A 14,193-nucleotide genomic window follows, 5' to 3' on the forward strand; every position below is an offset into this window, starting at 1 on the left:
AGACGAATCAACCTTTCTCTGGCAAAGCAACTTTATGAGTGCTAGAAATAGACTGAAGACCGAAAGCCAGCCCGTTACCGTCAAAATACCTATCATAAGACTCACGATATTCTTTTGCTATTTCTTGCCGGAATTTAAATTGCCTCTCACGATTTTTAGGATCAATATCGGGAATAGCTGCAATTAACCGTTTTGTATAAATGTGCTGTGGGTTTTCAAAGATGTCTTTTGTGCTGCCCTGTTCCACATACCTTCCTTTATACATGATTGAGATATTGTCACACATATGCTTTACCACTCCCAAATCATGGCTGATAAAGAGATAGGTTAGATTCAATTCTTTCTGGATTTCCTGAAGAAAATTAAGCACCTGCGCCTGTACAGAAACATCCAAAGCAGACACAGGTTCATCTGCAATAATCAGTTTCGGTTTTAAAGCAATCGCTCTGGCAATTCCGATACGCTGTCTCTGCCCGCCAGAAAATTCATGCGGATACTTAAAAATACTGTCAGAACTCACATTAACGATATCTAAAAGCTCCTGTACACGTTTCCTCTCTTCTAATTTCGATAATTTTTCATAGTTCCGAAGAGGCTCTGCCACAATGTCCAATACCCTTTTCCTCGGATTTAACGAAGAATAAGGATCTTGAAAAATCATTTGGACATCTTTTCGGAAGTCTTTGGTTTTTGCTTTTTTATCAGTAACGTCTTTTCCATTAAACAAAACTTGTCCAGAGGTCACATCTTCCAAACCAATAATCGCACGCCCTGTGGTTGATTTTCCAGAACCGGATTCTCCTACCAATCCATATGTCTTCCCTTGCTCCAGTTCAAAAGACACCCCGTCAACCGCACGTATATGGTCAACTGTTCGATTTAAAATTCCACCCTTAATCGGGAAGTATACTTGTAAATCTTTCACCTCAAGAAACGCCATTTTCCTGTTCCTCCTTATTATCCGGGAAGTAAAAATGCTTATAACAAGTACATCTGACAAAATGCCCAGGTTCCACTTCATGTAAGTCTGGGTTCTCCTCATGATGAGATGCATCGACCCAAGGGATACGCTCTGCAAAACGACAGCCTGTTCTCGGCAGGTTTTTTAACGTCGGCACAACACCTTGAATCACATGAAGCCTGTCCTGTCCTTCTGTCGGCACCGAATTTAATAAGGATCTTGTATAAGGATGAAGCGGATTAGCAAACAACTTATCCACAGGTGCTATTTCTACAATTTGCCCAGCATACATAACCGCCACCCGGTCAGCCATTTCCGCAACAACGCCTAAATCATGAGTGATCAAAATAATCCCTGCATGTATTTTTTGTTTTAATTCTTGGATTAAATCAAGAATTTGCGCCTGAATCGTCACATCCAAAGCAGTAGTCGGCTCATCAGCAATCAACAGCTCTGGATCATTGGCAATTGCTATTGCTATAATGACACGCTGTCTCATCCCTCCGGATAATTCATGCGGAAATTGCTCATAAACTCGCTCTGGCCTTGGAATGCCTACTAAATTAAGCAGTTCAATCGTACGTTTCTTTCTGCCCTGCTGCCCCAGTTTTTTATTATGCAAAAATAAGTTCTCTTCAATTTGTCTGCCAATCGGCATCAATGGATTTAACGCAGTCAGCGGATCCTGGAAAATCATCGCCATCTCGTCTCCGCGTATTTTATTCAGCTTCGATTTTGGCATCTTAACAATATTTTGATTATTTAACGAAATTTCTCCCTCTATTTTCGCTCTCGTGTGTAAACGCATGATTGAAAATGCTAAGGCACTTTTTCCTGAACCGGATTCTCCAACAATCCCCAATACTTCATTTTTATTCAACGTAAGCGTTACATCATCCACCGCTGCGTAATATTCATCGCCGATCCGAAAAGATGTTTTAAGGTTTTTTATTTTTAGCAGTTCATTACTCAAACCTGTATCCCCCTTACTCAAATTGTATTCTCTACGATGTATGCTTTTCTTCGTTTAAATTCTCAGCCCCTTCCTTTTCGATTGTTGAATACTCAGATGACAAAAATTTGAGTAATTTCTGAATAAAAAAATGCATGTACATTCATTCATTTTAATTAATTCCTAACTAAAAAGATACGTACAAACATTTCTGGTCTAAGCTCTGCTCTTCTACTAAATCATATCTGTTATTATCACGGAGAACCGTCCATTATCTCCCTGAATCACTTAACTCCCACTGAGTGAAGTTTCGTTTTATAATTGCTGCAGCAATCATCTATGATATAAATCTAGTGCACCGATTAAGCGACTGTTTTATCTCGTATAACATTATGTAGTATGATAAAAGTATAACTGTTGAAATTTTTCTGAAAATTGTCCGTAAATAAACGAGAATTTTATCGCTTTAACACAGTAAAATCTATTCTATTTTTCTCTCATCTCTGGCTCTTCTAAAATATTGCATTTTTGTTTCAAAAAGTTAAAGTTCGAAAACTTATCGTAAACAAACCTTAATATACTTTGAAATTATAGTTTATAACCTCCCTAAAATCAATAGGTTTTGGCAAAAAATAAAATTGGAAACGATTTACATTTTCCCTTTACGTCATTAAAATCCTTTAAAACCAAGGACTTATTCCAATAATTTACTTCAAAAATCGGAATAATTTTTTAAATTTTTCCCTTCTTATTTCGTGTCGTTTTATCAAATAGAATCATCTATATATCGTCACTTTTAACATATATTAACAATCACTGAAAGGTAAATATACTTTCAATTAAGGGTAAAAATGGATATTCGAAAGAGTATACAGTATCTATTTTCCTAAACTATCTGAGCAGATGCAACAAAATTTGATTTTATCTGCAGGCAATACGATTATTTCTGTCATTTTTCATGACACCAAAAAACTTCATCCCATAAGGTTTCCCTCACGGAATGAAGTTTCATTTTACAAAGCGACATATGATTTTACTTTTTTTGGCTTATACTTTTCGGATAACTCTTGAATTCGCTGCATGTTTCCGATATCGAGGTTCCCACCACTCACGATGACTCCGCAATGTCTAGAACGAAGCTGGTGATGATGTGCGAATAGGGCTGCCAGAGCGGCTGCTCCAGCTCCTTCCATCAATGTTTTATTCCGTTCAAGCATATATATAATCGCTGCAGCAATTTGTTCATCAGTTACAGTGACAATATCATCCACATATTCCCGGATGATCGGTAAAGTATGCTTTCCGGGTTCCTTTACTGCAATGCCTTCTGCAATGGTGTTCACCTGCGTCCATTTTTTCACCTGTTTGGTGCGGTAGCTGTCATAAATAGCGGCAGCTCCTTCAGCCTGTACACCAATGATTTTGATATTTCGGTTAATATGCTTAGCAGCAACTGCAATGCCGCTGATTAAACCGCCACCGCCAATTGGTACTAAAATCGTATCGATGCGGTCTTCCTGACGCAGCAGCTCCATAGCAATAGTACCTTGTCCAGCCATAATATCATGATCGTCGAAAGGATGAATGTAGGTTGCACCAGTTTTCAGCTGATGCTCCAGTGAGGCCTGATAAGCTTCTTGAAAGCTCTCTCCTGTCAGGATAACATCTGCCCCATAATTTCTGGTTGCATTCACTTTCGCAAGCGGTGTGCCTTCTGACATAAATATTGTTGCCTTCACACCTAATTTGGAAGCGGCATGTGCAACTCCTTGCGCATGGTTTCCGGCAGATGCAGTAATAACACCATTCTCAAGCTCTTCATCTGTCATTTGCATCAGTTTGTAGCTTGCGCCCCGAAACTTAAATGCACCCGTTTTTTGCTGATTTTCCATCTTACAATAGACATGCTTCCCTACTAATTCATCTGTTGTATGTGATGTTAACAGCGGTGTTTGATGAACAATCGGCTTTAATTTCTTCCATGCTTGATATACTTTTTCACCAGTTAAGCGATCCCCAAGTGAATCCACACTCCTTCAGTCCTCTTATTCATTATAGTTTTCTATCTATTTCTCTATTTTCTCATAATTAAAGCTGCTTATCATCTCTAAGCACGTTTTTCTTCAAATGCCTGAATCGCATCTTCTTCTAAAAGCGTCAGTGCAATATCGTCCCAGCCGTTAAGAAGCTTTTCCTTATGGTAAGCTGGAATATCAAAAGAAACAACCGTGCCATCTGCATCTGTAATTTTCTGATTTTCTAGATCAACATCCAGGGTTAAGCCATCTTCCGCTTTTTTCATCCATTGCTGGACTTGTTCTTCATTCATCTTTATTACTAATATGCCGTTTTTCAACGAATTATTATAAAAAATATCGGCAAAGTCCGGAGCAATGATTACTTTAAATCCGTAATCCTCCAATGCCCATGGTGCATGCTCACGGGAGGAGCCGCAGCCAAAATTATCGCCTGCTAAAAGCACTGTAGCATTTTCATATTTGGGCTGATTTAAAACAAAATCATCACGTAAGTTTCCGTCATCGTCAAAACGCCAATGGAAAAATAAAAATTCACCAAATCCGGTGCGTTCAATTCGTTTTAAAAATTGCTTCGGTATAATCTGATCTGTATCTACGTTACTGCGATTTAACGGAGCAGCAATTCCTTTATGCTCTTTAAAAGCTTCCATCATCTACTCCTCCTAGCTCGGTACTCCCACATATTTTCTCACGTCTACAAAATGCCCTTCAATTGCTGCTGCAGCCGCCATTTCTGGACTTACCAAGTGTGTGCGCGCCCCGTTTCCTTGTCTTCCTTCAAAGTTCCGGTTTGACGTTGATGCACATCTGCCGCCAGCAGGGACAATATCATCATTCATTCCCAGACACATACTGCAGCCTGAATTTCTCCACTCAAACCCGGCATCTATAAAGATTTTATCAAGGCCGATTTCCTCCGCCTGCTGTTTTACCAAAAATGATCCAGGTACCACGATTGCTTTAATACCGTCTTTTACCTTCTTGCCTTCGACAATTTTCGAGGCTTTTTTCAGGTCGCTCAATCGGGAATTCGTACAAGAGCCAATAAAGACATGATCGACATGAATCGATGTGATCGGCTGATTTTCTTCTAAATCCATATAGGTCAGAGCACGTTCTACTTCGTCCGGATACTCTGAGTCGGCAATTGTCGGTGTAGAAGCATTGACTGGCACGCCCATTCCAGGGTTTGTTCCCCAAGTTACCTGTGGTTCAATTTCGTCTGCATAGATGGTAACGGTATGATCATATTCTGCACCTTCATCTGTTGCCAGTGCTAACCATTCTTCTGCTAAAGCTTCAAAAGCTTCTCCTTCCGGAACCATTTCACGACCACGAAGGAACTCTACAGTTGTTTCATCCGGACTGATTAAACCAGCACGTGCGCCAGCTTCAATGGACATATTACAAATCGTCATTCTTTCTTCCATCGTTAATTTACGAATAGCGTCACCAGTGTATTCCATTACATATCCTGTTCCAAAACGAACGCCGAATTTTGCAATAATCGCCAGAATCAAATCTTTCGCTGTCACTCCAACGCCTAAATCTCCAACGACTTGAACATTCAATGTTTTCGGTTTGTCTTGCCAGATTGTCTGTGTTGCCAGAACATGCTCTACTTCACTGGTTCCAATCCCAAATGCAAATGCTCCAAATGCTCCATGTGTGGATGTATGGCTATCCCCGCAAACGATGGTTTTTCCCGGTTGGGTTAAACCTAATTGCGGCCCAATGATATGGACAATCCCTTGATCCGGATGATACATATCCGCCAGCTTCACGCCAAAATCGGCACAATTCTTTTTTAGAGCTTCCATTTGTTTTTTGGAAATTTCGTCCTTCATATTTTCCCTGTTAATAGTTGGAACGTTGTGATCCATTGTAGCAAAGGTTAAATCAGGACGTCTTACCTTACGTCCATTCAGTCTTAAACCTTCAAACGCCTGCGGAGACGTCACCTCATGGACAAGATGCTGGTCAATATATAAAAGAGCCGGCTTTCCTTCCTCTTCTTTTACAACATGCTTATTCCAAATTTTTTCAAATGCTGTCAAAGCCTTTCCCAATTTCTACACCTCCGAAACGATATATAGTGTCCTTTTAAGATTTGAACACGCACTTATACATAAGAGCTACAAATTGAATCAGAAATACACTTTGTCGTTAAATTCTCGATAATCGCTTCTGTTATTTCATCTGTACTCATTTGTTTGCCTTCTTTAATTTTTAAATCTGCTGTATGATAGCCCTGCTCCAGGCAATCCATCACAGCGGATTCGATTGCTTTCGCTTCTTCCTGCATTCCCAGGGAGTATTCCAGCATTAATGCCGTGGATAAAATCATGCCGATTGGATTCGCAATCCCTTTTCCTGCGATATCAGGAGCTGAACCATGGACAGGCTCATACATTCCTAAACCGTCTGTGCGGACACTTGCTGATGGAAGCATGCCCAGTGATCCTGTCAGAACCGAAGCTTCATCGCTTAAAATGTCGCCAAATAAATTCTCTGTGACAACTACATCAAATCCGCTTGGATTGGTAATCAGCTTCATTGCAGCGGCATCTACCAGTAAATGCTCTACCTTTACATCTGGATAATCTGCTGCTTTTTCATTCACGATTTCTCTCCAAACCCGGCTGGATTCTAATACGTTTGCTTTGTCAACAGAAGTTAAATGCTTATTGCGGATTTGTGCAGATTCAAAACCCTTTTCTACGATTCTTTCAATCTCATGTCTTGAATAAGCGAGTGTATCTACCACGTCTTCTCCATTGTTTCTGCGTTCACTAGGTTCGCCGAAATACAAACCTCCAGTCAATTCACGGACAATCATCATATCAGAATCTTTGACGATTTCTTCTTTTAAAGGAGAGGCATGTAACAGGGCCGGGAATGTCTTCACAGGACGCAGATTTGCAAATAAGCCTAACCCTTTACGAATTCCCAGTAATCCTTTTTCCGGTCTGAATTCCGGTGGCTGATTATCCCATTTCGGACCTCCCACTGACCCGAGCAAGACAGCATCTGCTTCGTTACATGCATGAAGTGTATCATCTGGCAATGGCACACCATAACGGTCAAGAGCATCTCCGCCAATTGCACACTCCTGGAGAATAAACCGATGATGATATTCACTTTCAATCGCTGCGAGTACCTTTTTTGCTGAATCCATAATTTCTTTACCAATTCCATCTCCAGGTAACAGGACAATTTTCTTTTCCATTATTATTTCTCCTTCTTCTTACTCGTGAACGAGCTGTTTAATAGTAGTATTCTTTTGAACAAAGTAACATTTCACCGCTTGAACAAATGCATTTATGGAAGTTTGTCGAAACACGTCGCATCTCCTGCAAATCATTCGGCATCTCCAAATTTCCCTTTCACCTATCAAAACCTGTTTACACCTGTTTCGACAATTTCCTCAGGTGCCTTCTTTTGATTGATACGCTATATACAAACAGGGCTGCAAGGAAAACCTGAATAGCTGATTTCATACTTCCATTGAAGGAGGCTGGAAATCCAGCCTCCATTCAATCCCTCTTCTATTTTTCAAGCTGCTTAGATTATTAGTTTAAATTAACTCCTGGTGAATGCTCACCATCTTTAAGAGTCGTATCAAAGAACTTAATTTTGAGCTTGTGCTTTTTCATTTTTTTCCGAAACATCGTTAATTGGTTTTTTAACGAATGGCATTAAAGCACGCAGCTCTCTTCCAACAACTTCAATTTGATGTTGATTTTCACGACGGTTGATTGCGTTAAACTGCGGACGGCCTGTTTGGTTTTCAGAAATCCAGCCCTTCGCAAAGGTACCATTTTGGATATCAGAAAGAATATCCTTCATACGCTCTTTTGTTCCTTCATCAACAACACGAGGTCCAGATACGAAGTCGCCCCATTGTGCTGTATCGGAGATAGAATAACGCATATTTTCTAATCCACCTTCATAAAGCAGGTCAACGATTAGTTTTAATTCATGCAGACACTCAAAGTATGCTACTTCCGGCTGATAGCCTGCTTCTGTCAATGTTTCAAATCCTGCTTTCACAAGTGCAGTAGCTCCACCGCACAGTACAGCCTGTTCTCCGAATAGATCTGTTTCTGTTTCTTCCTGGAAGCTGGTTTCCAATACGCCTGCTCTTGCTGCGCCAATACCATAAGAATAAGCAAGTGCTACTTCTGTCGCATTCCCAGTATAATTTTGTTCCACACCGTATAATCCTGGTACGCCGGCTCCTTCTTCATACGTGCGTCGTACTAGATGTCCAGGTCCTTTTGGTGCTGCTAAGAATACATCTACATTTGAAGGAGGAACGATTTGTGTAAAGTGGATATTAAATCCATGTGCAAATGCTAATGCATTTCCTTCCTGCAAGTTATCCTTGATGCTTTCTTCATATACTTTTGGCTGCATTTCATCTGGAAGCAATACCATTACTAAATCAGCCTGAGCTGTTGCTTCTGCTACTGAAAATACCTCAAAACCGTCTGCTTCTGCTTTTTGCTGTGACTTTCCTGGACGTAAGCCGACGATAACATCGAATCCGGAATCTCTTAAGTTCATTGCATGTGCATGACCTTGTGAACCATAACCAATGATTGCGATTTTCTTATCTCTTAATACCTCTTGATTGATATCTTTGTTGTATAATACTTTTGCCATAATGTAATCTCCCTCTCGTCTTTGTCTATTATTATTTTTATCTATTATCCATGAGCTGAAATATTGTTCAGCTCACTAAAACCTTGTTCAGGTTGATAACCTCTTGGAAATGCTGTTAATCCTGTTTTTGTTAAATCTTTAATGCCATACGGCCGGAGCAATCCAATCAACGCATCGACCTTCTCCGGCTTGCCGGTAACCTGTATCATCAGGCTGTCTTTACTGATATCGATGACGTCTGCACGGAAGGCCGTAATCAGTGTCATAATTTCAGGTCTCGTCTGATTGTTTGCGACCACTTTTACTAAAGCAAGCTCCCTGGTCACAATAGCTTTGTCTGTGACATCTAAAACCTTAATGACATCAATTTGTTTATTCAGCTGCTTCGTTAATTGCTCCAGCTTCTGCTTATCCGAAATTTCGACAACAAATGTCATTTTGGAAATACCTTTTACATCCGAAGCGCCGACAGAAATACTTTCAATATTGAACTGGCGTCTGTGCAGCATGCCAGTGATTCGATTTAAAACCCCGCCGCGATCTTGAACGGTGGCAATGATTATCCGTTTCATTTTATTTTGTCACCCCAATCATTTCGTGCATTCCTTTGCCTGGTGCAATCATCGGGTATACACATGTCTGTCTTTCAATCCGGCAGTCAATAACAACCGGGCCATCATGTGAGAAAGCTTCCTCCAGCGCATCTGGAACATTCTTTTCATCCTCTACACGCATTCCTTTGATTCCATAACTCTCTGCCAGTTTCACAAAATCAGGGTTTTCTGAAAATAAGGAATGAGAGTAACGTTCTTCATAAAATGTTTCCTGCCACTGTCTTACCATTCCAAGTGCTTCATTATTCAGAATAACCACTTTTACTGGCAAATTCTGTGTTTTCAAGATAGACAGCTCCTGCAATGTCATTTGAAAACCGCCATCCCCTACGATAGAGATAACCATCTTATCCGGCTTGGCGATTTGCGCGCCGATTGCTGCAGGGAAACCAAAGCCCATCGTGCCAAGTCCTCCTGAAGTCACCCAATTATCCGGGTTCTTGAAGGTGTAGAACTGAGCTGCCCACATTTGATGCTGTCCTACATCGGTTGTCACAACCGCTTCTCCATTCGACTTTTCATATACCTGCTCGATTAGCCATTGCGGGCTGATCGGGTTATCCTCGCGGTTGTACCATAACGGATATTCTTTTTGATTCTTCTTGATTTTATCTAACCAGGCTGTATAATCTCCGCGGTTTACTTCCTGCTGCAGAAGTACGTTCAACGCCTGTTTCGCATCTGCTACGATTGGGATTGCTGTTTCAACGTTTTTCCCTATTTCAGCTGGATCAATATCGATATGAGCTACTTTTGCATTAGGAGCAAAATGCTGCAGATTTCCAGTCAATCGATCATCAAACCGTGCTCCGATATTGATAAGCAAGTCACTTTCATAAATGGCTCTATTTGCTGCATACGTTCCATGCATTCCGCCCATGCCAAGCGACAGATTATCTCCGCCGGGATAGCTTCCCAGTCCCAGCAGTGTCGTGACAACTGGAATCTCCCAATTGTTGACAAATTGCTTTAACTCTTCTGTTGCTCCTGCAATTAAAATTCCTGCTCCAGCCAATATGACCGGCTTTTCTGCTTTGCTCAGCTCATCCGTTACTTTTGAGATTTGTATCGGGTTCGGATAAACTGTCGGTTGATAGCCCGGCAAATAAAAATCATCCTCGTAATCATTGATTGTTACAGTTTCGGAAATACTTTTAGGAATATCAATAACTACCGGGCCCGGTCTGCCTGTTGTTGCAACATGAAATGCCTCGTTCACGATTCTCGGCAAGTCCGCGATATCATTTACCTGGTAATTATACTTTGTAACTGGTGTCGTGATTCCCATGACATCTGCTTCCTGAAAAGCATCTGTTCCAATAACCTGCTTCGCAACCTGCCCCGTGAATACAACTAATGGAATCGAATCCATCATGGCATCCGTAATTCCTGTAATTAAATTCGTTGCTCCCGGTCCTGAGGTTGCAATAACAACACCTGGTTTCCCAGACACTCTTGCATAACCTTCCGCCGCATGTATGGAGCCTTGCTCATGTCGCGAAAGTACATGCTTGAAGGTTGTATCGTTACGGTGCAGCGCATCATAAATTGGTAAAACAGCACCTCCCGGGTAACCAAACACAACTTCAACACCTGCTTTTTCCAATGCCTGCACTAACAAATCAGACCCTGTGACCAAATTACTCTTCACTTCTACCCCTTGATTTGCATTAACTTTCACAACAATGCCCCTCCTTTTTCTTTTAGAAAACGTGCCATTCACCACGCTTTCGGATGAATGATTTTGTTACACAAATGGAATACGCTGATATTTTCCTATTTGCTAAAAAAACTGAAATTTTCAATTAAACTAACTATTTGTCATGCGATTGGTTTCGGGTTTTTACGAAAATAATTAAAAAAGACCCTTTTCCCCCCATGTACATGCTTTCCTATCATGTATGGGGCGAAAAGGATCTGCTTTTCACGGTACCACCCAGTTTTACAAAGTTCTTTCAAACTTTGCCTCAATAGCTGCTAGAGCTATGTTTGATAACAGGTACATAGATTGTCATGCACCTGGTCACATATAATTGGAATATTCCTTTCCATGTGACACTCAGGGACGATGTCGGAATAAGTAGCTATTCTGGGCTTCCAGCACCCCCAGATCTCTGTAAAAGCTATGGTCTTTTCCTTTTTTCCCGTCAACGTATTCAATATATTGGTGAAGAAATAACTTCTTGATATTTTAAAAATGTTTCGTTAAGAAATATCTTATATTGCGAACAATCATATCTTGTTTCCGTATGATAGTCAATAGTATTTTGTAATTTTTTTAATAATTCTATTTAGTCTGATTTTATGTATGCGTTTACATCGTTGTTGTGTACTGTCATCGTATTTTTGTTAAAATTAGATTACAGCTTGCTTTTGTTAGGTGGTATTCTCTAGAAAAATGCTTTTCTGCTGTTTTACCCTAGACGCTTCGACTAATTCACTTAAGATGAATCTTCCATTAGGACTAATCTGCGGAACATCAGGATTCTTCACTCCATTTAAACACTTGAAAAACCAAAAAAAACCGCTTGTCCTTTAAAACATCGGTGTTCTCGCCGAAGAGATGTCCGCTACGACGGTTTTCGGCGGGGCGAGTAATCGCAGTCCCAGTCCCAGAAGAAATACGAGGAGACTTAGCTCGGGACTCACAGGATTTGGAGCGGCTATATTTCCAGCTATTTGTATAAACATTCTTATTCTCACAAATAACCTCAATCAGATAATAAACGTATCACCTGATTGAGGTTCTCTAAGTGCAATTCTATTTATTTTTTAATCACGGTTCAAATAGTCAGTTACAGCACCCTTGGAAGAACATTTTACATTATGTGCGTATTTGCCTAAGATACCTTTTTTATATAATTCCGGCGCTTCCCATGCTTTACGGCGCTTGTCCAATTCTTCATCAGACAGATCCACAAAGATTTCTTTCGTGGATGAATCGATAGTGATACTGTCGCCTTCTTCAAGGAGTGCGATTGGTCCGCCAGATTGTGCTTCCGGAGAGATATGACCTACTACTAAACCATGTGTGCCCCCAGAAAAACGTCCATCTGTCAGCAATGCTACGGTTTCTCCCATTCCTTTCCCGACTAGAATACTGGAAATAGAAAGCATTTCCGGCATCCCTGGTGCGCCTTTTGGACCTACGTAACGGATAATAAGTACATCGCCGTCTTTAATTTCATTATTCATCACGGCTTTTGTTGCTTCTGCTTCAGTATCAAATACACGAGCGGGACCAGTATGTCTTGTTACTTTCACTCCGGATACTTTTGCTACCGCGCCTGTTGGAGAAAGATTCCCTTTTAAAACAATCAAAGGTCCATCTTCTCTTTTTGGTTCATTTAATGGCATAATTACTTTTTGACCTTCTTTTAATGATGGCGCATCCTCTAAATTCTCTTTGATGGTTTTTCCAGTAACCGTCATACAGTCTCCATGCAGATAGCCATTTTCATAAAGCATTTTCATTACTGCCTGAACACCGCCAACATTGTGAAGGTCCTGGAATACAAATTGCCCGCTTGGTTTTAAATCAGCAAGATGCGGCACTTTTTCCTGAAGACGGTTAAAGTCGTCTATGGTTAAGTCCACTTCTGCTGCATGCGCAACTGCCAGCAAGTGAAGAATAGCATTGGTAGAGCCGCCTAATGCCATCACAACAGTAATCGCATTTTCAAAAGCCTCTTTAGTCATTATATCTTTTGGATAGATTCCTTTTTCCAACAATGTTCTGATAGCTTCCCCTGCTGCTTCCACATCGCCAAGTTTTTCCTGTGATTCTGCAGGATTAGAAGAGCTTCCCGGTAAACTTAATCCCATTGCTTCTGCTGCAGAAGCCATCGTATTTGCGGTATACATCCCGCCGCATGCCCCTGCGCCCGGACAGGCATGACATTCAATCCGATTCATCTGTTTATCATCGATTTTCCCTGCATTATGCTGACCGACACCTTCAAATACAGAAACAATATCAATGTCTTTTCCATCAAGGTTTCCCGGCGCAATGGTTCCGCCATATACAAAAATTGCCGGAACCTCTGCATTGGCAATTGCCATCATACATCCAGGGATATTCTTATCACAAGCGCCTATCGCAACAAGACCGTCTAAGTTCTCCGCGCCGACAACTGTTTCAATGGAGTCAGCAATCAAATCTCTGCTTGGAAGAGAATAGCGCATTCCCTGTGTTCCCATAGAAATACCGTCAGATACGGTGATTGTGTTAAAAATTAACGGCACACCGTCAACTTTTCTTACTCCTTTTTTAGCAACTAAAGCTAAATCATTCAAATGGATATTACACGGCGTTACCTCTGCCCATGTACTGGCAACTCCGACCATCGGTTTTTTAAAATCCTCATCGGTCACCCCGACTGCACGTAGCATCGCCCTATTAGGAGCTCGCATGGTGCCGTCAAAAGCTTTACTTTTTATCCTTAAATCTTTCTCCATTTTTACACCTTCCTTTTTCGACTATTATAGGTATAATATTCGCATAGTTCAATTTATTTAGTGTTTTTTCTTTTTTTTAAACATCCTCGAAAGCGATTTCTATGCCGGGGAGAATGGGTTTTTTATTTTTTAATTTCTGCCTTTAAGGATAATTCTCTTCTCTGCTGTACCCACATAATATGTAACTTTATGTTGACAATACGGTTGAGGTTGCTATATTGGTAAGAAATACTTTTTCATATGAATCTGCATTTTCAAATACTTTTATGTTAAAATATCCGTATGTTATTAATTGGATATCGATAAACATCCGTTTTTAACCTCACAAAAGTATCTTAACCTTATAAAAAACGTTACATTGTTTGCCAATAAAACATTTTAAAGACATTGTATTTTTTATAAAACTGGATTCTTGAAAAGTTGCTATCATATCCAATAATACCAGTTTGGTACTTATTGATATTCCATTTATTAAATTCATTTTAAAGGAGCTTACCATTC

At 40.4% G+C, this 14,193-nt stretch carries 10 protein-coding genes and 1 pseudogene; all 11 read right to left on the bottom strand.

Annotation, left to right across the window (positions count from 1 at the left end; genetic code table 11):
- Window positions 1–7 precede the first annotated feature (7 nt).
- The gene (locus MKX55_RS18655; RefSeq protein WP_193065373.1) at window positions 8–940 is read right to left on the bottom strand and encodes an ATP-binding cassette domain-containing protein; all 933 of its coding nucleotides are present in this window, start codon (window positions 938–940) and stop codon (window positions 8–10) included.
- On the bottom strand, window positions 927–1,934 hold the full coding sequence (locus tag MKX55_RS18660) for an ABC transporter ATP-binding protein (protein ID WP_339179615.1): 1,008 nt from the start codon (window positions 1,932–1,934) through the stop codon (window positions 927–929). Before MKX55_RS18660 ends, MKX55_RS18655 begins: the two co-directional genes overlap by 14 nt.
- 992 nt (window positions 1,935–2,926) lie before the next feature.
- Window positions 2,927–3,943 carry a threonine ammonia-lyase gene (ilvA, locus tag MKX55_RS18665; RefSeq protein ID WP_339179617.1) on the bottom strand — a complete coding sequence of 339 codons (1,017 nt, stop codon included), beginning with the start codon at window positions 3,941–3,943 and terminating at the stop codon, window positions 2,927–2,929.
- Between the two features lie 77 nt (window positions 3,944–4,020).
- The gene (leuD, locus tag MKX55_RS18670) at window positions 4,021–4,602 is read right to left on the bottom strand and encodes a 3-isopropylmalate dehydratase small subunit (RefSeq protein ID WP_339185313.1); all 582 of its coding nucleotides are present in this window, start codon (window positions 4,600–4,602) and stop codon (window positions 4,021–4,023) included.
- Between the two features lie 12 nt (window positions 4,603–4,614).
- Window positions 4,615–6,021: a 3-isopropylmalate dehydratase large subunit gene (gene leuC, locus MKX55_RS18675; RefSeq protein WP_339179620.1), complete on the bottom strand. Its 1,407-nt coding sequence runs from the start codon at window positions 6,019–6,021 to the stop codon at window positions 4,615–4,617.
- 53 nt (window positions 6,022–6,074) lie between these two features.
- Complete coding sequence (leuB, locus tag MKX55_RS18680; RefSeq protein ID WP_339234087.1) at window positions 6,075–7,181, bottom strand: 3-isopropylmalate dehydrogenase; 1,107 nt, start codon at window positions 7,179–7,181, stop codon at window positions 6,075–6,077.
- A gap of 343 nt (window positions 7,182–7,524) precedes the next feature.
- Window positions 7,525–7,608 (bottom strand): annotated as a pseudogene (locus tag MKX55_RS18685) (hypothetical protein); the annotation flags it as partial.
- Window positions 7,583–8,665, bottom strand: coding sequence for a ketol-acid reductoisomerase (gene ilvC, locus MKX55_RS18690; protein WP_339185315.1), 1,083 nt, complete (start codon window positions 8,663–8,665; stop codon window positions 7,583–7,585). The pseudogene MKX55_RS18685 and the gene ilvC, both read right to left, overlap by 26 nt.
- A complete protein-coding gene (ilvN, locus tag MKX55_RS18695) occupies window positions 8,665–9,192 on the bottom strand; it encodes an acetolactate synthase small subunit (protein WP_339179626.1) in 528 nt (175 codons plus the stop codon). Before ilvN ends, ilvC begins: the two co-directional genes overlap by 1 nt.
- Window position 9,193: 1 nt before the next feature.
- Window positions 9,194–10,915, bottom strand: a complete 1,722-nt coding sequence (gene ilvB, locus MKX55_RS18700; RefSeq protein ID WP_339234089.1) for a biosynthetic-type acetolactate synthase large subunit — start codon at window positions 10,913–10,915, stop codon at window positions 9,194–9,196.
- Between the two features lie 1,091 nt (window positions 10,916–12,006).
- Window positions 12,007–13,692: a dihydroxy-acid dehydratase gene (ilvD, locus tag MKX55_RS18705; protein WP_339234092.1), complete on the bottom strand. Its 1,686-nt coding sequence runs from the start codon at window positions 13,690–13,692 to the stop codon at window positions 12,007–12,009.
- Between the last annotated feature and the right edge of the window lie 501 nt (window positions 13,693–14,193).

Origin of the sequence: Oceanobacillus sp. FSL W7-1281 (assembly GCF_037969835.1) — a bacterium.
Lineage (GTDB): Bacteria > Bacillota > Bacilli > Bacillales > Amphibacillaceae > Oceanobacillus > Oceanobacillus oncorhynchi.